The 26071-nt window shown below is 42.0% G+C and carries 20 protein-coding genes and 2 tRNA genes; 8 read left to right on the forward strand and 14 right to left on the reverse strand.

Annotated features, from left to right (window positions below; all coding sequences use genetic code 11):
• The 5 genes from DV872_RS15595 to DV872_RS15615 form a co-directional block, all read right to left on the reverse strand.
• Positions 1–3141, reverse strand: a complete 3141-nt coding sequence (locus DV872_RS15595; protein WP_114630880.1) for a glycoside hydrolase family 38 C-terminal domain-containing protein — start codon at positions 3139–3141, stop codon at positions 1–3.
• Positions 3142–3238: 97 nt separating this feature from the next.
• Positions 3239–4057: an ABC transporter permease subunit gene (locus DV872_RS15600; RefSeq protein WP_114630881.1), complete on the reverse strand. Its 819-nt coding sequence runs from the start codon at positions 4055–4057 to the stop codon at positions 3239–3241.
• Positions 4047–4925: a carbohydrate ABC transporter permease gene (locus DV872_RS15605; RefSeq protein WP_114630882.1), complete on the reverse strand. Its 879-nt coding sequence runs from the start codon at positions 4923–4925 to the stop codon at positions 4047–4049. Before DV872_RS15605 ends, DV872_RS15600 begins: the two co-directional genes overlap by 11 nt.
• Before the next feature lie 67 nt (positions 4926–4992).
• Positions 4993–6354 (reverse strand): extracellular solute-binding protein, encoded by a 1362-nt coding sequence (locus tag DV872_RS15610; RefSeq protein WP_114630883.1) that lies wholly within the window; start codon positions 6352–6354, stop codon positions 4993–4995.
• Positions 6355–6453: 99 nt separating this feature from the next.
• A complete protein-coding gene (locus tag DV872_RS15615) occupies positions 6454–7590 on the reverse strand; it encodes a substrate-binding domain-containing protein (RefSeq protein ID WP_114630884.1) in 1137 nt (378 codons plus the stop codon).
• Between the two features lie 253 nt (positions 7591–7843).
• Here DV872_RS15615 and DV872_RS15620 point away from each other — a divergent pair, with 253 nt between their 5' ends.
• Entirely contained in the window at positions 7844–8098 is a 255-nt protein-coding gene (locus DV872_RS15620; RefSeq protein WP_199563493.1) for a DUF3781 domain-containing protein, read from the forward strand.
• A 140-nt stretch (positions 8099–8238) separates the two neighbouring features.
• On the opposite strand, the gene DV872_RS15625 is transcribed toward DV872_RS15620, so the two are convergent.
• Positions 8239–8814: a DUF6434 domain-containing protein gene (locus DV872_RS15625; RefSeq protein ID WP_199563494.1), complete on the reverse strand. Its 576-nt coding sequence runs from the start codon at positions 8812–8814 to the stop codon at positions 8239–8241.
• Positions 8815–9209: 395 nt separating this feature from the next.
• On the opposite strand from DV872_RS15625, the gene DV872_RS15630 reads away from it, so the two are divergent.
• Together DV872_RS15630 and DV872_RS15635 are read left to right on the forward strand one after the other, a co-directional pair.
• Positions 9210–10322: a Fic family protein gene (locus tag DV872_RS15630; RefSeq protein WP_114630886.1), complete on the forward strand. Its 1113-nt coding sequence runs from the start codon at positions 9210–9212 to the stop codon at positions 10320–10322.
• 118 nt (positions 10323–10440) lie between these two features.
• Positions 10441–10860: a GNAT family N-acetyltransferase gene (locus DV872_RS15635; protein WP_114630887.1), complete on the forward strand. Its 420-nt coding sequence runs from the start codon at positions 10441–10443 to the stop codon at positions 10858–10860.
• Between the two features lie 365 nt (positions 10861–11225).
• Here DV872_RS15635 and DV872_RS15640 read toward each other — a convergent pair.
• Positions 11226–11299, reverse strand: a tRNA-Arg gene (locus DV872_RS15640).
• A 64-nt stretch (positions 11300–11363) separates the two neighbouring features.
• Positions 11364–11436, reverse strand: a tRNA-Pro gene (locus DV872_RS15645).
• Between the two features lie 144 nt (positions 11437–11580).
• On the opposite strand from DV872_RS15645, the gene nth reads away from it, so the two are divergent.
• Positions 11581–12210 (forward strand): endonuclease III, encoded by a 630-nt coding sequence (gene nth, locus DV872_RS15650; protein ID WP_114630888.1) that lies wholly within the window; start codon positions 11581–11583, stop codon positions 12208–12210.
• Here nth and DV872_RS15655 read toward each other — a convergent pair whose 3' ends face one another.
• The 5 genes from DV872_RS15655 to DV872_RS15675 form a co-directional block, all read right to left on the reverse strand.
• Positions 12211–14094 (reverse strand): hypothetical protein, encoded by a 1884-nt coding sequence (locus DV872_RS15655; protein WP_114630889.1) that lies wholly within the window; start codon positions 14092–14094, stop codon positions 12211–12213.
• Positions 14095–14207: 113 nt separating this feature from the next.
• Positions 14208–15110, reverse strand: coding sequence for a dihydroorotate dehydrogenase (locus tag DV872_RS15660; RefSeq protein ID WP_114630890.1), 903 nt, complete (start codon positions 15108–15110; stop codon positions 14208–14210).
• Positions 15101–15883, reverse strand: a complete 783-nt coding sequence (locus tag DV872_RS15665; RefSeq protein WP_114630891.1) for a dihydroorotate dehydrogenase electron transfer subunit — start codon at positions 15881–15883, stop codon at positions 15101–15103. The genes DV872_RS15660 and DV872_RS15665 overlap by 10 nt, the downstream gene beginning before the upstream one ends.
• Before the next feature lie 2 nt (positions 15884–15885).
• The gene (locus tag DV872_RS15670) at positions 15886–16311 is read right to left on the reverse strand and encodes a metal-dependent transcriptional regulator (RefSeq protein WP_114630892.1); all 426 of its coding nucleotides are present in this window, start codon (positions 16309–16311) and stop codon (positions 15886–15888) included.
• A gap of 91 nt (positions 16312–16402) precedes the next feature.
• Complete coding sequence (locus tag DV872_RS15675; RefSeq protein ID WP_114630893.1) at positions 16403–16930, reverse strand: hypothetical protein; 528 nt, start codon at positions 16928–16930, stop codon at positions 16403–16405.
• Positions 16931–16984: 54 nt separating this feature from the next.
• Between DV872_RS15675 and DV872_RS15680 the strand changes: the two genes are divergently transcribed.
• Both DV872_RS15680 and rpmB read left to right on the forward strand, forming a co-directional pair.
• Positions 16985–18517 carry a hypothetical protein gene (locus DV872_RS15680; RefSeq protein ID WP_114630894.1) on the forward strand — a complete coding sequence of 511 codons (1533 nt, stop codon included), beginning with the start codon at positions 16985–16987 and terminating at the stop codon, positions 18515–18517.
• A gap of 116 nt (positions 18518–18633) precedes the next feature.
• A complete protein-coding gene (gene rpmB / locus DV872_RS15685) occupies positions 18634–18861 on the forward strand; it encodes a 50S ribosomal protein L28 (RefSeq protein ID WP_114630895.1) in 228 nt (75 codons plus the stop codon).
• Positions 18862–18882: 21 nt separating this feature from the next.
• Here the strand turns inward: rpmB and DV872_RS15690 are convergent, their stop codons facing one another.
• Positions 18883–19650 (reverse strand): MBL fold metallo-hydrolase, encoded by a 768-nt coding sequence (locus tag DV872_RS15690; protein ID WP_114630896.1) that lies wholly within the window; start codon positions 19648–19650, stop codon positions 18883–18885.
• Positions 19651–19831: 181 nt separating this feature from the next.
• Here DV872_RS15690 and DV872_RS15695 point away from each other — a divergent pair, with 181 nt between their 5' ends.
• Both DV872_RS15695 and DV872_RS15700 read left to right on the forward strand, forming a co-directional pair.
• The gene (locus DV872_RS15695) at positions 19832–22015 is read left to right on the forward strand and encodes a hypothetical protein (protein WP_114630897.1); all 2184 of its coding nucleotides are present in this window, start codon (positions 19832–19834) and stop codon (positions 22013–22015) included.
• 14 nt (positions 22016–22029) lie between these two features.
• Positions 22030–26071: Ig-like domain repeat protein (locus DV872_RS15700; protein WP_147283187.1), on the forward strand; the 4042-nt coding region annotated here is incomplete at its 3' end.

Raw genomic sequence — 26071 nt, forward strand, 5'->3', positions numbered from 1 at the left:
TTACCTGAGAACCAGTTTCAAGGTTTTTATCTCAAATCGATGAAATCTGAGGGGAAGATTCTTCCCTGTAAATGAGAGAGGAGTTCCCGACCTTTCAAGCATATTGGTTTCTTTGACCCAGAGAATCTCTCTGGCAAAAGTTAATACTGTCTCCTGCTCTGCTCCCATAGCTTCATATATTCTTACAATGATCCCATCCCCATCTTCGGCCTCCTTGATATTCTCAATAATAACAGAAGGATTATTCCCCTGAATAAGGGAGAATTCCATATCCGAATCCTCTCCCGGGGCAGCCTTTGATAAAGAGAGAGACTGATTCAGATCATATGCGGGTCTAATTACTGATTCGCTTGAAAACCCATCATTGAAAGGAAGAAACGAATAAGTGAATTCATGGCGGCCTTTATCCGCTTCAGGGTCAGGGGCCTTTGAAGACTTCAAAAGTGTCAGATTGATAGTATTATCGTTTACATCATAGCCATATTTACAGTCATTAAGGAGTGCTGCTCCATAGGAACCCTCTTCAAGGCTTACCCATTTATGAGCACAGATTTCAAACTGAGCACGATCTGACGGCTGATTCCTGGTGGTATTTCGAGTTACATGTCCATACTGGATTTCACATTTTACCGTACTGGAGTGAATATTGAGGGGAAAAGAAGCCTTAAGGAGCCTATGACTCTCCTGCCAGTCGACCTGAGTTTCAAAATCAATTCTTTTCTGATGACTATAGAGTATCATATCCTGGAATAGCTCCGAATGATGTCCAATACTGAAACGGCTGCGAATTTTAATAAAACAAGGTCCGATTGAAACAACGCTCCAATCCAGGAGCCGTTCCTCCTGCTCTAATTTAAGGCGATAATCTTCATCAATATCCCAGGCATCCCAGCGTACAGGAACATCCTCGGCGGAGAAGAGGGTATTAAGGGAGCTTCCAGGAGACACATATTCTTTATAAGTATTCTTGTCCTTTATGCTGCTTATCCGCCCCAGAGTATCCAGTTCTATTAAGTAAAAGGGAGTCTTAAGAGTCCTGTTTTCCAGGGAAAACGGTACTGCGGGGGGCTCAGGTATCCTTTTCAAAAAAACATGCCGTCCACCTAATGCAGGGGCTTCAGGAAAACTTCTGTATAAGGGATTTCCATCCAGGGAGATATCTTTCTGAACTGGATAAATCGTTTTTCCATTCAACAGGGCGTACTGTTCTCCGTCTTTAAGCTCAATAGGGAGAGACACTCTGGAGCGGCGTTCCCAGGAAAGAGTGTTGCATATGAGAAATCCCGGCTCTTCTGATTCAGAATCCCTTTCTTTGATATAAAATCCCAGGATTTTCTCTTTTAGAAGGGCCAGTTTTTTCTCTAAATCACGATACTCCTCCTCGGCCTCCTGGTTGACCTTCCGAATAGAAGAACCGGGAATTATATCATGGAACTGATTCGTAAGGAGAATCTTCCATGCCTCTTCCAGAGACTCTCCGGGGTACTCTCCTGTAACACCGTTCTTCCCGGGGTAGAGAGTCATCACCGCCAGGGCTTCAAGTTCCTGAAGTGCAAATTCCAATTTCCGGTTATACCTCTTCAATCTCCCCTGACTGGTATAGGTACCCCGATGCAGCTCCAGATACAGCTCTCCCTGCCAAATGGGGAGATCCTCGGGATTAGAGAAGACTGCTTTCAGCCCGTCACTGATTTTTGACCATTTTACTCTGGGACAACCTTCAAGATCAGAGAGACGCCGGGCCATCTCAAGGTCGGATCTGTGAGTCCCTCCACCGCCATCTCCTTCCCCAACGGCCATAAGCACATTGTCCTGTATCTCCTTATGCTGTACAGCATTCCAGGTTTTACTCAGTCGTTCGGGTTCAACAACACCGTTATAGCTGACATGAAGATAGGTCGTTTTAATCCCTGTCCCATCAATTCCCTTCCAAAGAAATGTGTCGTAAGGAAAGCGAGTCGTATCGTTCCAGTTTATCTTACTGGTCACAAAATAATCGACTTCGCATTTTTCCATAATTTGCGGAAGAGCGGCTGAATATCCGAAAACATCCGGAAGCCAGAGAGTATCCCCTTCATAATTGATAAGCTTTCTACTACTCTTTTTTCCTATTAGAAACTGACGGATAAGAGATTCTCCGCTTGGAATATTACAGTCTGCCTCAACCCACATCGCACCGTTGGGTTCCCATTGTCCCCGCTCAAATGCTTCCAGAATTCTTTTATAGATAGACGGGTACTCTTCTGCAATCAGTTCCAGCTGACAAGGCTGAGACTGCAAAAATATAAATTCCGGAAACTCCTCCAGATATCGGCACATATTGGAGAATGTTCTGGCTGCTTTGCGAACAGTTTCCGATTTAGTCCAAAGCCATGCGTGATCAATATGAGCATGACCGACTGCCTGGATAAGGGGGACTGTCGATCCGTTTATGCAAGACAACAGAGGTTTTATCCCCTTCAAGGCTTCTTTGATTTGATCTGTTATCTGCCCATCCTGTGCCGTTAAGTGAATTTTCATGAGGTTTTCATATAGATGTCTGAGTATCCTGTTCCTTCGCAGTGAGGTCTCATCAAGAGTCATTGCAAGCTTGTATAAAGCGTTTACATCATAGAAGAGTGTATAAGCATCTTCATCCTTTATACAAAGCCGGGACGCCGAGAATGTGTTAGGATATTCCGGAATGGAATCCTTTATTGCCAGAAATATCTTCTCTTTCTCAAAGGGATGACATCCCGGATATTTATGACCACCATAAGATTCGATATGGATTTTGTACTCCCGTCCTGCCTCTCCACTTCCGGTAAGACGAATCTTCTCATGATGCATATTCAGTGCACCCACCGGCTCCCCATCAATGAAGACCAGACTGTCTGAATGAGGATGCGCCTCAAAAAAGACCTGGGCACCTTCTGCCGATTCAGGAAGCTGAAAGATTGTCTTGAACCAGAATGTCACCCACTCACGGCCGTATTGATAAGGAAGATCTATTGATTTCCACTCCAGGTTGTCAGGAACCTTCCTGTATGTATCTTCAGTCTCAACGGCCATAAATGCCGGATATCCGATAGTTTTATATTTTCGATCGTCAAGAAATACAAGATATTTCTCTATTCTCTCTTCAACTTTCCGTAAAAGCATAGTTCACCCCTTCCGGCTCGAGATGAGCCTGTCTCTTTGAATGAGTATTATTTTGACTTAATAAGCAGATCTATCAGATTCTGGAGAATCCCTTAAATCATCCTTTAATTCCCGCACCGGCAAGTCCGGAACTTAGATTGTTCCGCAAGCGCAGATAAATGATTATGGGAGGTAAAGCATATAAAATTGAAAATGCAGAAAGGAAACCATAATTCACATCACCATACAGTCCAAAGGAGCTATAGAGCCCTACTGCCATAGGCCACTGAGTAGGCTTGCGTAAGAAGATCAGCGGGAGCATAAACGTCCCCCAGCCGGTCATAAATGTCTGGAACCAGACTACAGCAGCACCCGAGCGGCAGGCTGGAAAGATAATTCGTATCAGAGTTCCCCACATACCGGCTCCATCAATGCAGGCCGCCTCTTCATAGGTCCGGGGTATGGAGTCATAGAAATTTTTCATCAACAAGAGCCCGAAGGGTAGGTTGAGCAGTGAACCTGCCAGAATAACACCAGTATGGTTCAAAAGACCCAATTTAACAGAGAGTAAATAGAGAGGCAGTATAAATGCTGAGGCAGGAATAATTCTGATAAGAACCAGTCCCCAGAGGATGGAATCCTTCCCAGGGAAATTGAGCCTTGAAAATGGGTAGGCAGCCAGCATGGTAACTACAAGCACTACAGTGGCAGTGCCGGCACCTATTATCAGACTGTTCACAATCCATTTCAATGAGTCAACCTCAAAGATTCTTGCGAAGTTAATGAGGGATAGCGAATCCGGTAGAGCAAAAGCCCCTGTTGCGGCGGGATCGAAAGCCGTAAACACAAGCCATGTAAAGGGACTGAGCCAAAGTAAAGCCATGGCTATCAGGGCACTGAAACTCAACGCTGAGGGTTTCTTTTTTTTAATCGACATCTTCTGTCCTCTTAAGTGCAATAAAGTAGATAAAAGAGAAAGATCCTACGATAAGGGCCATTACAATACTGATGGCACTGCCATAGCCGATATTGAAAGACTCGAAGGCCTCTTTGTACATGAGAATCGGGAGGATCTCAGTTGCGTGTCCCGGACCACCACCGGTTATTCCATAAACAAGGGGGAAGTATCCGAAGGTCCATATTGTAATCAGCAGCAGATTCATAATGATTTTCGGAAAAATCAACGGGAAGGTCACGTTCGTAAATTTTTGCCAGACCCCGGCTCCATCTGCAATACAGGCTTCAAACAATTCTTCCGGAATAGTATCAAGAGCCGCCGAAAACAGCAGATAGGACCAGGCTGTTCCCTTCCATATGTTGGCGATGATTATAATCATCAATGGATTGGATGATAGCCAATTGATGGGGTTCAGCCCGAAGGGAACTAAAAAAACAGTGTTCAAAAAGCCCGATTTTGATGCAAAAGCGCCCCACATGAAGGCAGCAACAATATCAGGAATAAGCCATCCCATTAAAACGGAAAACTCAAGAAAGGATCTTCCTTTTCTCTTCTTTTTGAGACTTACTGCCAGAGCCAGCCCGATGACCGACTGCCCCAGAATGCCTGAAAAGACTGAAAAGATCATGCTGACCTTCAGAGAATTTAAAAAGGAGGGATGATGCAGCAACCGTGTATAATTTTTTATCCCTATAAAACTGGGATATATAGCCGCTTTACCTATAAGGGCTTTGTCTGTAAAGCTTGTGAATACTGTCCATACAACACAGACAAGAAGAACTGAAATCAGAATAATAAAGGGAAGCATAATCCACAGCATGGGCCGCTTCGACATTCCTACTATCATGGTAAAAAACTCCGTTGAACATTTTGAAATGTACGGCCCCGTTTTATATGGGAACCGTACTTATTGATTATTTTGTTATGACTTGATCTTTACCGAACTCAAGTACCAGATTATTGTAGTAGTTTTCCATCACCTCATTGGGACTTTTCCCGTCAATGATTTCTTCGGTGGCAGACTGAATATAGGCGGAGACCTTGGAATATCCAGGATAGGTGTCTCGAGTCGTAGTATGGGCCACCAGATCTGTGATAGCCGCAAGATAGGGATCTTCCTTATATATGTCCAGGGCGGCAACATCTTTACGTGTTGCAATTTTTCCAATTGAAGAAAACCAGTTTCCTACATTTTGAGTACTGAGGATTCTTTCAAGAAGAGACCATGCCAAATCAGGATTCTCAGTTTTGGCATTCATGGCAAAAGCCCATCCGCCTGAGACACAGGAAACCTCTGGAGTACCGGCTTTTCCGCTGCCCGGCATAGCTACCCAGCCGATAATATCGTTGAACTCTTTTTCTGTGGGATACTGATCTTTCACCATCTTCCACATCTTGGCATAATCCCAGGAACCTCCAAGATAAAATCCGATATTCCCCTGAAGCATGTTTCTCCTGCGTTCACCGCTTCCATCAGGTGAGTAGTAAATATCAACAAGACTCAGTTTATCGTTTACAAAAACATCCTGGTAAAATCCAAATGTATCAAGGAGGGCTTCACTCTTTCCAATCCATTTACCGGCATTCCAATCACGCAGACGATTTTTATCTTCATCCACCGTATCGGCACCGAGAAGTACCATATAGAATCCCTGCATAGTTGTGGCCTCACCGGCTTTGCTTCCTACAGTAAGAAAGAAAGGATACTCTACATCGGGAGCAGCCTTTTTAATCGTGAGGGCAGTACTCATGACTTCTTCCCAGTTTGAAGGTTGCCAGGGGAGGGGGATACCAGCCGCTCTGAATACCTCTTTATTGTAATATAACATCCGAACATCGGTATCCACAGGAATCCCATAATGGGCACCATCAAAGGAAACCATTTTCTGCATGGATTCAAAATAGCTGTTCCAATCATCCCACTCGGCAAGATAATCATCAATATTGTATAGATACTGGGCTTCTGCAAACTCAGGCAACCTATAGCCGTCCACCAGCATAATGTCCGAGGCAGTTCCACCTGCAAAGTCCAGTGCTACTTTTTCATCAAAATTCATTCCTGCCGGAGCCACGTAGGCTTCAATCTCTACACCCGTTTCCTGTTTGAATTGTTCCAGTACCGGTTCAATTAAGCCGGCCCAGGAGTCTTTATAGGTTATTGAGATTTTTTTTTCTCCCTCTCCGGCTTCCTGATTACCGGCAGCATAGAGATTGCCCATGGTCAATAACACAAGGCATCCAGTAGTAACCCACATTCTAAGATTGCTTTTTCTCATAATTCCTCCAATTGAAGAGACAAGTGCATAAACGCCCCTGTCCCTACTTGTACGTACAGGTATGATATATTCGACTTTCTATCTTGTCAAGAAATTATTTTATCTGTTTTTTGATACTGAATTCTGATGAACAGAATCGCGAATAATTAATTCTACTGGAACCTTTACAGTCACACACTCTGAAGTGCTGTTAAATATCCGATTTATAAGTAGACGGGTAGCCTCGGCACCTATTTGATAAGCATCCTGTGCCACTGTAGTAAGAGGTACACAATAGGAGGCACCGATTTCTCTGTTATCAAATCCGAATACAGACAGTTCTCCCGGTATAGATATTCCCTCCGATCTTGCGACCTCCATGATGTTGAGAGCCATTACATCATTCATGGCAATGACAGCTTTCTTTCTGGGATTTGACTGAAGAAAATCAACAATGCCACAGTACTCATCAGATCCCTCAGTAAGAGGAAATTCATTTAATGAGAGCTCACGATTTTCCTCGCCTACAAGTACGGGGTCATAAGGGCGGTAACCGTAGTCACGCATAGCCTGCTGATACCCCCTGAAACGTTCCGAGATGGATGTTATAGACAATATGGATCTGCTGACAAAATAGATGTCCCGAGAGGCATTCTCTATCAGGAATTTTGTCGCATCGTAGGATCCTGAGAAGTTATCACTCATTACCGAATCAAAATCACCTCCGGAAATCATTCTATCAAGCAAAACGATTGGAATGCCGCTCTCTCTGATCTTTAACAGAAATTTAGAATCATATATATCCTGTATAGCCGGCCATAGAAGAATCCCTTTCACACCATGGTCTTTGAATTGCTCTAATAGAACCTGTTCCTCAAGAATATCATGATGAGAATTACCGAACATGATATTGAATCCTCTTTTTCGGGCCTCTTCCTCCGTACCGAGAAGGATCTGCTGATGATAGGGACTCTCAAATGCGGAGGTAATGATGCCAAGGAGATTTGAATCCTTCTCATTTCTTCCACAGACAAAGCTACCCTTTCCCATTATTTTTTCAATGAGACCTTCATTCATGGCGGCCTGGAGTGCCTGTCGTACAGTACTTCTGCTGACGCCTAACTCACTTTGAAATTGATTCTCCGAGGGGAGTTTGAACCCCTCAGACCATCGATTGGTTTTGATCATGTTTCCAATCTGATCAAACAATTGAGTATGTTTAGGAATCTTACTGTCATGATCTATTTCAATATTCATCTAACCTCTACCTACCACTACCTACAAGTATGTAAATTGTAACTAGGATGGGCATGAAGTACAAGCTATTCGGATATTTAATACGGAGATGCTGAGCTGCAGCTTCTTTACAAAGGTAATGAACTCTTCAATCAGTTCTGGAATTTATTTTGTAAATGAGATATCCCCCATCTCAGGAATATGAAAACTTGTTACAATAAACAAGGCAGATATATTGGACCAGACGAAGAAAGAGTTGTCTCAAGGAGAAATGATGCAAATAGTTAAATCTAAGATATTAGAGAATCTCTGTTATACAGAACTTGTATATGGACGAATAAATAAGAAGTTAAAATCTCAGTTATCAAAGGATCAGATTGAAAATAAAATTTACCAGTCTATACTTGATACACCCGTTGAAGATTTTCATAGGAAAGGAAAAAACTACTACATAATGAGTCAAAACATTAAAATAACAATAAATTCAAATACCTTCAGGGTTATTACAGTAGATCCTGTTCAAGGGTGATCATTGATGATAATTATCTGTTCTATCGACTTAGGTGGCTGTGTGCGGAATCCGCATGTGGATAGGGTAGGGATTTACACGAAACTTTGTAGGCTCAAACTAATGAGAAACTACAGATTAACTGCTATAGGGAGTCACAGTCACTGTTCCAACACGACTAAGTCTCCTTCTTCATATTTATTGTGTCCAGATAGGGATCTTTTATATTTCCAGCATTTTATTACATCTTCTCTTTTTGCATTGGGATTTTCATTGTAAAAATCTCTTGTATATTGATTGTATTGAAATTGAGACGAGATTTCTGTTTTCTTCCCTTTTTTCTTTTCATCCATAATTCTGTACCATTCAGAAATTGCATCCTTATACATTTTTCCTGGATTTGCTTTCATCCAGTTCATAAATGGAACGTTAAATTTGAAATGTTCTCCTATTTCTGATTTAAAGAAGGCTCTATGGCGTTCATCATTTATATATCCTTCTGGTATGTTAGCATCAAGATTAAGCACATATTCTTCAATTGCTTTATTTGTGCTTTTTTTAGGTGGTTTGATAATGTCACCCGTTTTTAGATACTTATAGATCCTTTGCGTAAGTTCATCTTTACTACCACTTCCAGGGATTTTGTAATTCTTACAGAAAGAAAAAAGCTCTTCCTTCAACCAATAAAAATTCAAAAACTCTTCTGGATTTATTTCTCTATCAAGAGTTGGTCTCATAAAAATCTCCAATAAGTGTATTGTTCAGTGCAGCTAATTTTTCCTGAAATAGTTTGCATGGTAATAATACCTCTTTCTGACAACTTCATAATTCTAAAAAAAGAAGAAATGTCCACGAGGCATGGTTCTCACTAGACAAAAAAGCCTTAAACAATGTTTGAAGGCGGTTTCAAGTACATTCAAGAGGATTCGAACCTCTGACCCTCTGCATGAATATGGCATGTATGCATCGCAAGAATCCAATTCCAATTGTTAATAGATTCATGATCCGTTCCCTTCGCGTTATAGTTTTTATATTGTAACAATTGTACTGATTTGACAATGAGCCGAAATCATTTCATAATTAGCTCATAATATGAGCCGATTAGAATACTTATTCGGCTCATGGAGGTGAAATGGCTTATCTCTGGGAATTAAAACAATGGCCTGGTTTCTCATATTCTTTGGATAATCTTCTCCCATATATTGCTCAGGCAAGAAAACTACAAGGACAAATTCAATCCCTTGCTGCCAGTCTGGAATTGAAAGATCAGGGGGAACTGCTTTTCAGAGAAGCTTTGCACACTTCAGCCATTGAAGGTGAGAACCTGAATCCTCAAGATGTGCGTTCTTCCATCGCCAATCATTTAGGCCTCCCTTCGGCTGGGCTTCCTGTGACTGCTGAGAGGCATCAGGGACTGATTGAAGTACTGGTTGATGCAACTGCAAATTATGAAAAGGTATTAACAGCCGAAAAGCTATGGGCCTGGCATTCCGCTTTGTTTCCAACCGGATACTCGGGAATAAAGAAGATAATTGTCGGAGGATGGAGATCTGGAGTCACTCCAATGAATATCATTTCAGGTTCCATGGGTAAAGAGAAGATCCATTTTACTGCTCCTCCCTCCAATCAGATGGATAAGGAGATGCTTCAGTTCATGAAATGGTGGGAATCATCCCTGGGTAAAGTCGATGGACTTCTCCGTGCTGGTATTGCCCATCTATACTTTGTGACGATTCACCCATTTGAAGACGGCAATGGACGTTTGGCCCGGGCTTTGACAGATCTTGCGCTGGCTCAGGAAGAAATGACGGGAATCAGGCTCTACAGCCTCTCTACTCAAATACATAAAGAGAGAACATCATATTATACAATTCTGGAAGAGGTTCAGAAGGGCGGGGGAGATATCACTCTCTGGCTTTCCTGGTTTTTGGACATATATTCTCATAGTATTGAAAGCTCGATGGAGATCATCAAGGGTGCTCTGATGGCTCAAAGGTTCTATACCAATATTTCCAACATTGTGCTAAATGAAAGGCAGTTGAAGGTTCTGGAGAAAATGGTTCAAAAACTTCCTGAGAATTTCACTGGAGGGCTGACAAATAAAAAATATTCAGCGATTACCAAAGTGAGTCTGGCAACCGTGAAGAGAGACTTGAAGGAAATGGCTGACCTTGGAATTCTAATCATTGGAGAGGAGAGAGGGCGTTCAACCAACTATCAGATTAATCGGTCTTTGTTGGAGTAAATTGGGGTAAAGAGATTTCATTTGATAATAAATACACTGGATGTTTCTTTAGTCTGTTAATACTGATAACCGGCCTACTGTGGACTTCTATTCAGGTACATCCTATTTAAAGGGATATATGGAATTAGTAAAATTAAGATCAAATCCCCATGATGAGATTTTAGATAAGATAGTATCCTCATGGACATTTAATCCAACAAGAGAGAGGGTTCATAATAGAATAGAGAAGCATTTAGAAGAAGACCAGCTGTTCGTGGCTTCTGATAATGGTACAATATTTGGCTCCTTCGCTTTACACAAGATTGATGATGATCTGATTGAAATCACAGGAATTGGAATACTTAAAGAATATCGAATGAAGGGACTGGGAAGAGATATATTGAATCAATTTCATGAATTAACTTTCGCAGCAAAAATAATTGTAGAGACAGATGATGAGGCTGTTGGTTTCTATATGAAATCTGGGTTCATTATAAAAAGCGAAAAAATACTTGAAAATGGAATAATTCGCTATGAGCTTGAATTGAAATCCATTTAAACTACTGTTGATAAATAGCTTTCTATACTCTTTTATAAAGACGGTACTAGAGACCTAGCTTCAGAATGAACATCTTTTTGATAATGGCATTTCCCATCTAACATGCAGTTCTTTGTGTATTCACCAAAGAGATCTGAGGAGTGATGGAAGTTGATTTTAGATTTTATTTGTTTTAAAAAGTTTTAATACCAGAGATATTGCTTCGGATTTATTTCGTGCGTTTATAGTTTTTTAATATGTTCCTGTCTTTTCACTGATGGTAAAAGGGCGTTTCATTTATTATCGTGTTTTTATAAACAGGATATACCACATATCCAAAAAGACAAAAAAAACCGCCTTAAACAATGTTTAAAGGCGGTTTTAATTACGTCCAGTAGGGTTCGAACCTACGACCCTCGCCTTAGAAGGGCGATGCTCTATCCAGCTGAGCTATGGACGCAGAATGAATATTCTGGAATCATTAACCATAGGTTATTGGTCCCTATAGGTTTTTAAGCCTATTATCGGGATAGAAGGACTCGAACCTTCGATCTCCTGCTCCCAAAGCAGGCGCCTTAGCCACTAGGCTACATCCCGTAATGTGGAGGAAGTATATAAACCAAATGATATTTGGTCAATATACATTATTAAAAAACTGTATTAATCTTTTTACTCTTAATTTTACTCTTAATTTTACTGTTGATATTGCCTTCTGCTGTACTCTTTTCCCATAATATAGGCATGACAAAAGCAGAGAAAGCCCGCATCGTAACCGAGATCCTGAATCTGGAATATCCTGATAGAAAACCCCTTCTGAATTATTCAAATCCCTTTGAGTTATTAATTGCTGTCATTCTTTCAGCCCAGACAACCGATGCCGGAGTGAATAAAGTAACACCGGAGCTTTTTCGCTGTTACCCCGGGCCTGCTGAACTGGCTGTTGCAGAACAGAATCATGTAGAGGAGATAATCCACAGCACAGGTTTCTACAGAGTGAAGGCTGCCAATATCATTAAGACAGCCGCAGCTTTAAAAGAGAGGGGAGGTACAAGTCTTCCGGATAACATGAAAGATCTCACCGCACTTCCCGGTGTGGGGAGAAAAACAGCCAATGTGATCCTCTATCATATTTTCAATCAGCCGGCGATTATCGTGGATACTCATTTCAAGCGTGTAAGTAAGCGATTGGGTTTTACCAAATTCACTGAACCGGAAAAGATTGAAAAGCAATTGTCTAAAGCCATTCCCAAGGAGATTCAGTCAGATTTTTCCATGACGGTGAACCTTCATGGGAGAAAGTACTGCCACGCACGGAAGCCCGACTGTGGGAGCTGTCCTTTGAGGGATATTTGTCCCTCGGTCATACTTTAATTATTGCATGTCATAATTGTAGAGAAAATATCCATAACCCTCAGGATTATGTATTCCACATACATAAATTTCCCCAGTCGCTTCATCAGCAATAATTTTTTTCAGAATATAATCTTCTCCAAGTTCAGCAGGAAGACTTGATGTTAGAGTTACTTCTCCTATTTGCCTATATCCGCCATTTCCCTGGACAGATAAGCTGATGCTGAATAGGGATGAATCACCTACATTTCTAAGTGTTGTGAAATAAAAAAAGTAATTTTCTGAGGCTACAGCTGCCTGCGATATCGTGTATACCGCAGGATTTACATAACTTTGAAGTTCAGCATACTCGACAAGAGGAACAAGTAAATCATCATCTGGTATATAGAGGTAGGATTCTAATGCATTGGAGGCTACTATATATTTGTTACGGTAGACTGATAAGTATCTAAAATACTCCGTAGTACCGTTGTCCAGAGAAAAAACCAGATCCAGAGCTCCTGATCCTGCAGTCCATCTATAAACATTTTTGTCTGCATAGATATACAAATCGTCCTCTAAAGCACAGACTTGAAGTTCATCAATGATAGTAGGGTTGCTTGTGAAGCCGGGGACGGATAAGGTTCCTTTGTCCGGAGAGTCAGGACCTGATCCAGCCAGCAGTTCCAAGTTATTTGCAGCGGTGAGGTAAGCAATGAATATTGTGCTGCCAGAAACTGCGATCCTGTAATTTTCTATAGGAGAATTATGTTCAGTATTAGTATTTTGCCATTGGGTATATTGATTGGCAGCAGACCCATCTGCTGCATTGTATACGGCCACTCCTATATCATCAAAAGGAGGAGATGTTGAGCTTGTCAGTCTCTGATCGATAAGACAGTACACAAGTCCATTTATGTAATCTATATCAGCCACTCTGGCAGGAAAGCTTGTATCTGTTCCAATTGATTTACTGATCAGGGAATGTAGTGTCCAGATTGATCCACCATCACTCGATTCCCGAAGACCTCCTAAGTCTGCTACGTCTGATGAAGCCTGCTGATCAGTAGATAGCAGTTTATCATACCCACCAACCACTCTCCAGTATTTTGCATTTGAATCAAGATCCCCTTCCTGTGTAGAAAAAGTAACACTAGTGAATTCATTTAGCCGATCAATCCATATCAATCCGGGAACAGAATAATCATGAGGATTGTAAAAACAGACAACCGCTCCTGTCGAATCTGAAGGTAGAGTAAAACTCAGCACACCATAATCACTGCCTTGAATCTCTTGAGAGTCCAGGATTACACCTGATGTTGTAATTACTGACATAAGCGGAGGTTCGGGGCTCTCTACTTCCTGATAGATATACATCTCATATTCAGCTCCAGCCACCAAATCAGGAAGCTCCAGATAGTATACAGCTCCCGGTTGAATCAGACCGTTTATATATTCAGCAGGATTGCCAATTTCCAGATAAGGACACGATTCTGAAATACTCAGAGTAATGGTTGTCTGGTTCTCCCCGGAGGCAAGAACCAAGGTTTCCTCACCATCACAGAGAATCTCACCGGCTGCGTTGAATGTGGAGACATTGACCACACCCTCTACTCCCACAGGGAGCCCCGTTAGAGTTGCCGTTCCAGTCAGATTTTCACCATCGGTATTGAGTTCTAATTCCAGAGTAGTGGTATATTCCTGTTCACCTACAACATAACTGAGGCTTATTGATTCGTTGGTGGGTCCGACAAAACGGCCGCTACTATCCTGGAGATATTCTCCCTGGTAGAGGCTGCGGTTGACGGCGACAGAAACACTCAGGCTTCCATCCATTGAGTTATTTAGATCCATCAGGTTTTTACGACAGCTTGTAGAGAAGAGCAAAGTGAGAGACATAAGCAGACAAAAAGCAATTCGTTTCATAGGAAACCTCTTTTCTTGTGGCTTATATCTCTTAGATTATAACTCTTATTAGGGATTTCTCAACGGAAACGGGCGGCTAAAGTGGCTCATTTTCCCGTTTCCATCGATTGAATCTAGAAATAGCCGTGAAAGTCGCTTATTTTTGTGAAACCGGCTTCTCTCATATATTTCTTGATTCCCGCAAGGACTTTTCCTGATGTGTCAGGGTCTATGAAGTTTGCAGTTCCAATCTGCAGAGCCGAGGCTCCGGCCAAAAGGTATTCGACTGCATCATCTGCATTCATAATACCTCCCAGTCCGATGACCGGGATATTAACCGCTTTGCTTACTCGGTAGACCGCAGCTATACCTACAGGTTTGATGGCAGGTCCGGAAAGACCTCCTGTTCCTGCAGGGATAGCAGGTTTTCTTTTATGAATGTCCACAACCATGCCCATTACAGTATTGATACAGGCAACAGCATCGGCACCCCCGGCTTCTGCGGCTCTGGCAATGGCAGTTATGTCTGTAACATTGGGAGTCAGTTTCATGATAAGAGGTTTGTCTGTCAGTTTTCTAAGAGTTGAAGTTAATCTTTCCACCTGAACAGGGTCGGTTCCGAAGGCGAGGCCTCCATGTTTGACATTGGGGCAGGAAATATTTACTTCATATCCCCATATGGCATCCTGAAAATCGACTCTGCGGATAACTTCGGCGTAGTCTTCTTCCAGACTCCCGGCTACATTCAGGATGACAGGGCAGCTGAGAGTCTTTAAGAAGGGGATCTTTTCTTCAAGGAAGCCTTTGGTTCCTACATTGGCAAGGCCGATGGAATTGATCATCCCCGCAGGAGTCTCAACTAGACGGGGCAGGGGATTTCCCGGACGGGGTTCTACTGTTACTGCCTTTGTATAGATGGCTCCCAGTTTGGAAAGATCTGTGAGGGGAGCATACTCTTCTCCGTAACCGAAGGTTCCCGAAGCTACTCCCACAGGGTTGGGGAGGGTTTTGTTTTTTATCTTAATACTCAGGTCCATTTGATTATCCTGGATTGAAATACCGGGCCGTCTTTACATACCCGGGCATACTGTTTCTCCTGACCTTCGGCCAGTTCCACCACACAGCCCATACAGGCTCCCACACCGCAGGCCATCATCTCTTCCATGGCTGTTTCGCTGGGAATGTTTTTTGAAACTGCAAAGTTATGACAGGCTTTCAGCATTCCTGTGGGTCCGCAGCTGTAGACATATGCATTTTTCAACTCAGAAGAGTCCAGACAGTTCAGGTAATCCACTGAACTACCGTGAAATCCTTCAGAACCGTCATCTGTACAGAATTGAATCCTCCCGTTTTTAAGAGGAGGAAGGTCGGGGATCAATGATTTATCCCGGCAACCGAAAACCAGTATGGGGCTGTATCCGGCCTTATCCAGTTCTCTTGCAAAATAGAGGATGGGGCCGAGGCCGATTCCTCCGGCAACCAGGAGGGGAGTCTCTTTTTTTTTCGGCATGGTGAAACTGTTACCCAGGGGGCTCAGTACATCAAGAGTCTCTCCGTCTTTCATGGAAGAAAGAATTTCTGTTCCGGTTCCCCTCACCTGATAGATGATGGAAGCTGATTTTTCTTCCTGGTTATAAGCGGACAGAGCGAAGGGGCGGCGAAGCAGCGGTATGGGCTGTTCCTGGATTTTGATTGTCAGAAACTGTCCCGCTTTGGGTGTCTCACAGTCTTCAGGCCAGCTGAACTTCATCTCCATATACCCGAGGGCTATGGATTTCTGGCTGAGAATTTTTGATTTAAAGTTTTTCATGTCTATCCCAGAATTATTTTTTCAAGATCTTTATCTGAAAAGTTCTTAGTGAGGTAGCTGCTCAGGTTCTCCAGACGTTTTGCTGTTTCCTGATCAATGGAATGTTCAATCCGGCAGGCTTCTGCAGCCGCTTTTTCAGGTGCGAGAAAAAGAGTCTGTTCCAGAAAGCGGAGAAGAATCGTATGTTTTTTCAATACGGCTTTGGCTAGAACCTTACCCTGGTCAGTCAGATTGATAAATGAATTTTTTTCATACTCAATCATCCCTTTTGATTTGAGATTCTTTAATGCACCCGTAACGGAAGGCATCTGTACAGAAAGTTTTTCTGCAATGTCTTTTACTCTGGCAACCCGATTTTTTTCTTCAAGCTGAAGTATCGCTTCAAGATAATCTTCCAGGCTGGGTGTGAGTTTAATGTTTTTATCCATATATCTTTTTTAACAGAAACACCATGAATTATCAAGAAAAATATGAGGATAGGCTAAGAATATTAGGATCTAAGCCTGTTCTTTTATACTATTACGAGGGTTTTCGAACTTTCCAGAGGCTTGTGAGGCTTAGATCTTCCCACCAATTTCTTGTTTCATCATATCTTAATTTATACAGACCAAGCTGCCAGCTGGGGAATTGAAAGATTTTTTCAATCTGCTGATTCTTGGCTTGAAACTGGCCGGCTGCCTCAATTCTTCCGGGCTGCAACAGAAGCCCCTCCCAATTAATAAAAGAGACTTTCTCCTGAGGGGGGATGTTTTTACCGTGTATTTCTCTGAACATTACAGAGTTTTCAAACTCTTTTCTGTCCTTCATCTGCAGAATAATATTGTCCTCTTTTAAAACAGGACCTGTCAGTTTCAGAGGGGGGAGTGTTTTCAGTTCGGCACTATTCACACGGTCTCTAGGGAATGATGCTGACCAGAGAGCCAGGGGAACCATAAGGGGGAGGGGAGAATGCCATCCGAAATCTTCGGTACAGGATATCTGGTATCTTTTGAGATCCCCGTCTGCACCCTTTTCCGGGCATAATGCTGTCATATAGACGCTTTTCATCTTCCTGTCCACCTTTACCGTATGATCATCTTATATTATAAAAGACTATAGACTATGAATAGAAGTTATTTATATATACTGGGAATCCTCCTCATTTTTTCAACTTACCTCCCTGCTGAGGAAGTATCTTCCTATTCAATCAGGAAAGAGCAGAGGGACTTTGAAAGTAAACGGACAACCACTCCCTATCTGATGAAGGATGGGGCAAAGCATCACCCCGGTCTCAACAGCAGGGAAAAGAGTTTTTTTCCTCCTCTGGAAGACTGCAGTCTCTATCTTTTTCTTCCCCGGACAGAGAAGGCACAACTGACTATAGATATGGGAGATGAAACGGCAGAGCTCAATCTGCCGGTATCTGAAGAAAAGCAGATCCTTACATTGATCATCCCTGAAGGTAAAGCTGTCAGATCTATAAATATGCCTCTGACCCAGGAATATTCTCTCAGTCCTTATCTCTCGTTGAATAGTGCAACAGAAATAACAGTATTTCTGGACAGGCCAGATGAATATCTTCTGAGTCTCCCCTCCATAAATCCCGAAGGGAAAGAACTGAGTATAACTCTGGATAACAGGGACATTATCAGCATTCAGGATAAAGATGGTGAGAAATACAGGCTTGAATCTTTTGAGGGACGGCGAAGTTTTCACTTTCCCTTTCCTCAGGATAACTCAGCAACATTGACCCTCTCTTCATCCTCCGGTCCCGATTATCTCTCTTTTCAGGCAGTGGAAGAGCCTGCCTTTCCAGATCCAATTGTCAGGAGCGGAGCTCAAATTCTCAATCGTTCCTTATCCACATGGCGGAATGAGAACTTTGAGATTTACAACTGGTCTTCGTTTCCGGAGATCCTGATTCTGGATTGCCTTGACTATGATGTGCAAAACCGTTTTTTCAGAAGACTGGCCTTTTTTGTTGAAAAGAAAGGTTATAAGGGAAAGCTGCTCAGTAATGCTGAACTTGAGGGGAAGCATGCCTGGAATGCCCATGATTACCGACCCTATGATCTGGCGGATTTCTATAATCTGGTGCAGGAGAGGGATTTTACGATTTATCCTGAGGAAGCACTGCTGAGGAATCTGCTGATCAGCAGGGGAATCCTAATTGAGAATGACGGTGGAATCCTGTCACCCGGGCAGGGAGCAGTCCTTTCCATATCAAGGGAATCCCCTGATGACCTGAGATATCGCTTTTTTGTACACGAATCATCCCATGGAATCTACTTTATATCCTTTGAATACAGGGAGTTTGTAAGAGAACTCTGGGAATCTCTCCATGAGGATGACAGGGCAATGTGGCGATTCTTTCTGGGATGGTATGGATATGATCCTGAAGAAGAGGATCTTATGATTAATGAATTTCAGGCATATTTAATGCAGCAGAGATCAGTAGAGGCTCCAGGCTATTTTGGACCCCGAATGAGCTCTCTGGCGGGGAAATATCCGGCACAAAGAGATCTTCTGGAAAGGGGGATTGGAGCTGGAAGTGCAGGTTTCCAGGTCTGGGCTGAGGTTATTGAAGATTGGCTCTCTGCAAAATGGGGTCTGAAAGCAGGAAATTTCTTCCCACTGCATAAGGAATTGCATTAAAGTTTGATGAAAATTGGAATTCACCGAATATTAGGTGGTTTTCGACTTTACATAGTTTTTTCTATTTGATATATTTCAGATCGCTCAATTAATATGAAAACAAAGGTAGGATAGATATGTCTCGAAAATGTGAAATCTGTGGAAAAGGTACCGTTGCGGGACACAGTGTACCCAGAAAGGGTCTTCCCAAGAAAAAAGGTGGAGCCGGTCAGCATATCGGTGTAAAGTCTAAAAGAACTTTCAAACCTAACCTTCTTAAGATAAAAGCTCTTATTAATGGTACACCAAAGTCCATGAAAATCTGTACCCGCTGTCTTAAGGCAGGGAAAGTAGTAAAAGCTTAATTTTACTACTTTCATATTTAGTTATTCAGGGATGTTTATTTGTAAACCGTCCCAGGCTGGTTCTATTCCTTCGGGAAGAGCAGCCTTTAACTGGAAATGATCGACATCATGACTTAAATGTGTCAGATAAGCCCTTATGGGGCTTATTTTTTTTATAAATTCCAAAGCCTCGGGAATTGAGAAGTGAGTCTCGTGGGGTTCATTCCTTAAAGCGCCCAGGATCAGAGTATCCAGGCCCATCAGTAATTTTGCAGATTCTTCAGATACAGCACTGCAGTCAGTCAAATAGGCAAATTTTCCGAATCGATATCCCAGAATTCTTATCTTCCCATGAAATATAGGTATAGGTCTTACCGTTATATTTCCAGCTTGAAATTCACGGCTCGTATCAATTGTCTTTAAGCTGATATTTGGTGTTCCGCCGCCCTCTTGTACAGGAGGGGTGAAGATATATGGAAAGCGGGCTTCAATTTCATCACATACATCCTGCTGGGCCCATATAGGAATTTTCTTTTTCCAGCTGAAGGGTCTCAGGTCATCTATACCATGGAGGTGATCTGCATGGGCATGAGTGACAAGAACAGCGTCAATATCTTTAATTCCACTGCGCACAGTCTGGAGTCTGAATTCGGGAGATGTATCAATAATCAGGTTTGTTCCGTTATGCTGCAGCCATACTGAACAGCGGTAACGTTTGTTTTCTTCAATCTCCGATGTACAAACGGAGCAGTCACAGTTGGCAATGGGAATTCCATGGGAGGTTCCGGTGCCGAGAAGGGTTATTATCATAGCCGTCAGTGTATCAGATTACCCCCGGAATGTGGATTCTCCCCGAACTTTTCTCTGATTACTGAATTTAAATTCAATATTAACGGTTCTGATGGATTTTTTTGTGAATATTATTATATCTATGAATCACGAATCTGTGGTATTTTGATGTATACTATAAGAAGAACAGGAGGAGAACATTATGTCCTCCCAGCACAGATTCTATCTCTCAGTTATCAGTCTCGTAATGATTCTCACGGGTTCTTTGTCTTCTCAGGAGGCAGTCCCGGAGCCTGTCGGAACTACCGGCGCTGTCAGAACTTACGGGATTAACTACAACAATAAGTACCGCAGTCCTATTGCGGTCGGACTTGAATATCAGAGCATAAGTCCCATTAAGATTACATATGATGAAGAATATCGAATCAACGATTTCAATCTGAAGGGTACTTACTCATTTAAGTCCATTCCTCAAATCCAACCATTCGCAGGGCTGGGTATTCAGATTGTCGCTCCTTTGAAAGCCGGTGATACGGGGGATGCAGAGACATTTTCCCATAACATCTATTACGGGGTTCTCGGTGCTTCTTATATTCATAAATTCAGTAAACAGATTGAGGTCGGTGGAGATCTCTATTTCGGCTTGGGACAGGCTGTATATCCCAATATTGATACCCAGTATAATGAACCCAGGGGCGCCCTGGAGTTCCTGGCGGGGGCCGGAGGATCAGCAGCCTTTAATATTTCCTACAACTTCAGTCTCAGTTTTCATCCCACTCTGCGATATCAGCGCTCCTTCTCTGCCCTTGAAAGATTTAACGGCCTATCATTCGGATTGGGATTCGGTGTTGCCTACAGGATTGGAACCGACCCGGATGATCCCAGGGCGGAAATAAAGAGTATCCGTTTTGGTGAATTTGAACTGCCCCCCATGTTTGCGTCCATGCAGAGTTATTATTCAAATAATCCTATAGGCCAAATTGAGCTGACCAATACAGAGAAATTCCCCATAAATGATGTGAATATCAATTTTATGCAGGCCGGATTTATGGATGCTCCCACCAAGTCCGACTCCATTGCAGAGATTGCCCCCGGAGAATCCGTGGATGTCGATATCTATGCTGCTTATAATCAGGAAGTCTTTTCCATAGAAGGTATTTCTCCATTGACTGCAGAACTCTCTATCGACTATTCCGCCCGTGGAAATATAGGACGTCAGATGATGACCGTATCCTATGACCTCTACGATAAAGAATCTCTGACCTGGGATGACGACCGAAAAATGGCTGCCTATATTACTCCCTCCGATTCAGCACTTAGAAACTATGCCAGTTTTGTTCGTCAGAGTGCGCGGGATGTTGTGAACCCGGGTCTCAATGAGTCCCTTCAGATCGGACTGCAGATGTTCTACGGTCTGACAGAAATCGGATGTATCTACCAGAAGGATCCGACATCTCCCTTTGATGCCGCTCAGGAAGATCCTTTTGTAATAGACAAGGTCAGTCTGCCGAGAAACACCCTGAAAAGAGGAACCGGTGACTGTGATGACCTGACAGCTCTGTACTGCAGTCTTCTGGAATCTGTAGGTATCGAGACTTCCTTTATCACAACTCCCGGACATATTTATGCCGCCTTCAACACCAAGGAAGAGGCAAAAAACTTCCAGCAGATCCACCCCGATAAATCAAGAACACTGAATATTGACGGTGAACTCTGGGTTCCCGTGGAAATTACCCTGATCGGGACATCCGGTTTTGAACAGGCCTGGGAAGTAGGGGCCGAAGAGTTCAACAAGTATGAGAATGAAACTGAAAAGAGAGGGCTCTATAGAACAAGAGAGGCCCAGCAGATATTCCGTCCTGTAGGTCTGAAAGAGACTGACCTGGGACTGCAGTATGGTGAAAAAGCCTCTATCGCCAGAGCCGTTGATCAGGAGATTGGTCAGCTGGTGAATAAGATTATCGCCTACTATGACCAGCAGGCTCGTGAGAAAGACAGCAAGAGCGGTTACAACAGCCTGGGTACAATCTGTACAAAGTTCGGCGAATACAACAGAGCCGAACAGGCTTTCAACTATGCCCTGGCTCTGGACAGAAACTATCTTCCCTCCAAGGTCAACCTGGCTAATATCATGTTCCTTAAGGGACAGTATCAGAATGCACTTCGCCTGTATCACAATGTTGAACAGGATTATCTCTCCCGCTCCAGAACCTCATCGGCTGCTTACTCCCGCATTGTTCTCAACCTGGCAAGATGTTACTACGAATTACAGAATTTCGATAAATCGGCTGATTATGCAGATCAGCTGAAAGAACTTGACCCTGCACTGCTCAGACAGTATTCCTACCTCTCCGAGGATGGAACCACCACAGCAGTAGAAGGGTGAAAGGAAGGTCCGTTATGAAAAAGTATTTAATATTGACCGCCACCATAGCTCTTACTCTGCTCTTTGTTTCCTGTCCCGAACCGCTGACTGAGGATATTGTCACTTCGGCGCAGGATTCGATTGCTCCTGTTATTGAGATTTATAGTCCTTCAGGAAATGCTGAGTACCTGTCAGTTGTTGAGTTTGAGATTCAAATCAAAGATGATGCTGAAAATGAAAATGATGAGAAAGGCGATATTTCTACAGTTGAATTTTCTGTTTCAAATGATGATTTTCGCGGAGGACGAATTCTCATAAGTCCTGATGGTATTGTTACTCAGGATGAAGAGGGAGGTTCTGACTTAATAAATTATGATCCTGAGACAGGACTTGCTTCTTTTTCAATTTCTACAATAGAACCTAATATATTAAGCGGTTTGATATCTGTCACAATAACTGCTACAGACCGAAATAGTAATTCCAGTCAGGAGAGTATAACCCTCTTTGAAAATGAAGGTCCCTGGTTCGAATTAAGTATCACAGATGAGGATGATAAATCTAATAGATACCTGGCCAGTGAATTCCTCTGGATCAGTTGTAAAATCGGAAATTCTAGTTCAGATAAACTATCAAGCAGTGAAATTATAAGTATTGAGTGGAGTTTAGCCGACTCTATCATCGGAACCCTGTTTCTGGATAAAACTACAAGCTATGTAGATTCATACTCAGGTGAAACTTTAACTTATTACGATACGGCAGAAGGAGTTTATAAGAGATCAATTGATGGATTTGCTTCTGAAGACTATGTCACAGATAATATCTTTGATCCTGTCACAAATACCCTTACTGCGGTTGTTCGTGTAAATGATAACCTGGAGGATAAAGGGTCCATTCTTTTCAATCTGACCATTGAAGATCAGAATGGTCATGAAGTTGAGGAAACAGTTTATATAACAGAAAATAAAATAGGGCCTAATATTACTCCCTCTTCAGTTGATGATGGTATTTACGGATATTTTTCGGATAATGGAAATGCAGATATTATTACTGGTGGTATGATTGAGGATGAAGATGATCTTAGTGAATTTGTCTTTAAGCTGACAAACGGTACATCTGGTACTGATTATGAGGAAATTACATCAGGAGTAACGGCTGTGGGAGTGACCTTTGATACAGTTGTTAATGGAGAAACAGTTGACTTTGCAATCGATATTGAGAGTCATCTTACTACTCTTCTTGCAGATGTAGATTATGATCCGCTTGAAGAGACATACATAGATATTAAAGCAACAGCTACGAATGGAGTCTCAACATCTTTACGACGTCTTTTGGAAGAGGATAGTACAGCTCCTGATATTTCTTCTGTCTCTTTTGAGAGTAGTAATGACGAGTATCCATTTTATAGTAAAGAAACTCATGATTTAACCCTGAGATTCTCTGCTAATGACCTTATTAGTGAAGATGATGATCTGAATATTGAAACAAGCATTGGTGGAATTCCACAAACTAATATTGCTACTGATTCCGGAGACTATGAATTTATATCTGATAATTGGTCTGGTGGCTCTGACAGTGATGAATATGTACCTGTTATAGTTATAGTTTCAGATCGTTTGGATAATTCTTCAACCTATGTTAGTAAAAATTATGATAGTCCTCCGGCTGGATATACAGAATTTGTCCAGAATGTGATGTATTACAGTGGAGCTCCTACAGTAAGCTTTACAGTCACAGGAAATAACAGTTCTAATTCGCTATTTGCTAAGGATGATACAACAGTTTCAGTGGCGGCCAGTTCATCACGTGATCTGGTTACTCCTACGATCTCAATAAATACGAACAGCGTGGATCTTGAAGAGGCAGGATCAATTAAATCTTATTCCAAGACTCAATTGATCAGCAGTCTTGCTGTCGAGCCAACTCAAGATACGACAATATCTTTTGCGTCAACAGTCTATGATAGAGCCGGTAATGATCTCTCTGTAAGTGATAGCTCTATTACTTATGATAATGATGCACCTGAGATCAGTTATTTAACCCTTACATTTACAGATACTGATACTATTGTCACTGATGGAGTCGTTGTGGATGGCCTGACGACTTATATCAATAGTTATGCGAATGATACGGATACAGATATATCACTAAGTGTTAATGATGGCAGTGGCGGCACGTCATTGTTGGATCTGGATGATAATTTCCGCGGTTATCAATATACTTTTGGTAGCTTTACTGGATCTGAAACCAGTGCTGATGACATTAATGCCGATTCTATCGACTATTCGACTTACTCGGCGGATGCTTTAGAGGGAAGTAATAGTCTTACGCTCCGGGTATATGATGAGGCAGGTAACTTTGATGACACATCAATAATTTTTACTCTGGATACTGTGGCTCCTATAATAAACGTTACTGAGTTTACAACTCCTGGTACTACCTATACAGCCTATGCAAAAGAGAACGAAAAGGTTGAATTAGACTTTACAATTGTAGAAGCAGTATCTGGAATTGATACAAGTGGTAGTTTTGTCAAAATCAATAATTCTACTGAATCTCCTACTACCTATTTTGGAGATGGAACATCTATGACATCTGATTATAATACAACAGGTGTTGCTGGTTCCAATGATTACATCGACTTTGAAATAAGCATCCTGGATAAAGCAGGAAATAGTAGTATTACTATTGATGATGAAGCTGATCTTGATTCTGATGGTTATCGTGATGCGTCAACTAAAAATGTGATGTATTACAGCGGTGCTCCTATAGTAAGTTTTACAGTCACTGGAAATAACAGTTCCAATTCGCTATTTGCCAAGGATGATACTACAGTTTCAGTGGCAGCCAGTTCATCACGTGATCTGTCCGTTCCTACAGTCTTAATCGCTACGAACAGCGTGGATCTTGAAGAGGCAGGATCAATTAAATCTTATTCCAAGACTCAATTGATCAGCAGTCTTGCTGTCGAGCCAACTCAAGATACGACAATATCTTTTACGTCAACAGTCTATGATAGAGCCGGTAATGATCTCTCTGTAAGTGATAGCTCTATTACTTATGATAATGATGTACCCGAGATCAGTTATTTAACCCTTGCATTTACAGATACTGATACTATTGTCACTGATGGAATCGTTGTGGATGGCCTGACGACTTATATCAATAGTTATGCGAATGATACGGATACAGATATATCACTCAATGTTGATGATGGTAATCCTGGCATAGATACTCTGGATGATTTGGATGATAATTATCGCGGTTATCAATATACCATTGGTAGCTTTTCTGGGTCTGGTCTCAGTGCTGATGACCTGAGTGCCAATTCTCTCGACTATACGGATTACAAGACGGATACTTCACAAGGAAGTAATACTCTTACGCTTCGGGTATATGATGAGGCAGGAAACTTTAATGAGACATCAATAAATTTTACTCTTGATACTGTGGCTCCTATAATAAACGTTACTGAGTTTACAACTCCTGATACTACCTTTACAGCTTATGCAAAAGAGAACGAAAAGGTTGAATTAGACTTTACAATCGTAGAAGCTGTATCTGGAATTGATACAAGTGGTAGTTTTGTCAAAATCAATAATTCTACTGAATCTCCTACTACCTATTTTGGAGATGGAACATCTATGACATCTGATTATACTACAACAGGTGTTGCTGGTTCTGATGATTACATAGACTTTGAAATAAGCATCCTGGATAAAGCGGGTAATAGTAATATTTCTAGAGATGATGAATCTGATCTTGATTCTGATGGTTATCGTGATGCGTCAACTAAAAATGTGATGTATTACAGCGGTGCTCCTATAGTAAGTTTTACAGTCACTGGAAATAACAGTTCCAATTCGCTATTTGCCAAGGATGATACTACAGTTTCAGTGGCAGCCAGTTCATCACGTGATCTGTCCGTTCCTACAGTCTTAATCGCTACGAACAGCGTGGATCTTGAAGAGGCAGGATCAATTAAATCTTATTCCAAGACTCAATTGATCAGCAGTCTTGCTGTCGAGCCAACTCAAGATACGACAATATCTTTTACGTCAACAGTCTATGATAGAGCCG

The sequence above is a fragment of the Oceanispirochaeta sp. M1 genome, assembly GCF_003346715.1.
Taxonomy (GTDB): domain Bacteria; phylum Spirochaetota; class Spirochaetia; order DSM-2461; family DSM-2461; genus Oceanispirochaeta.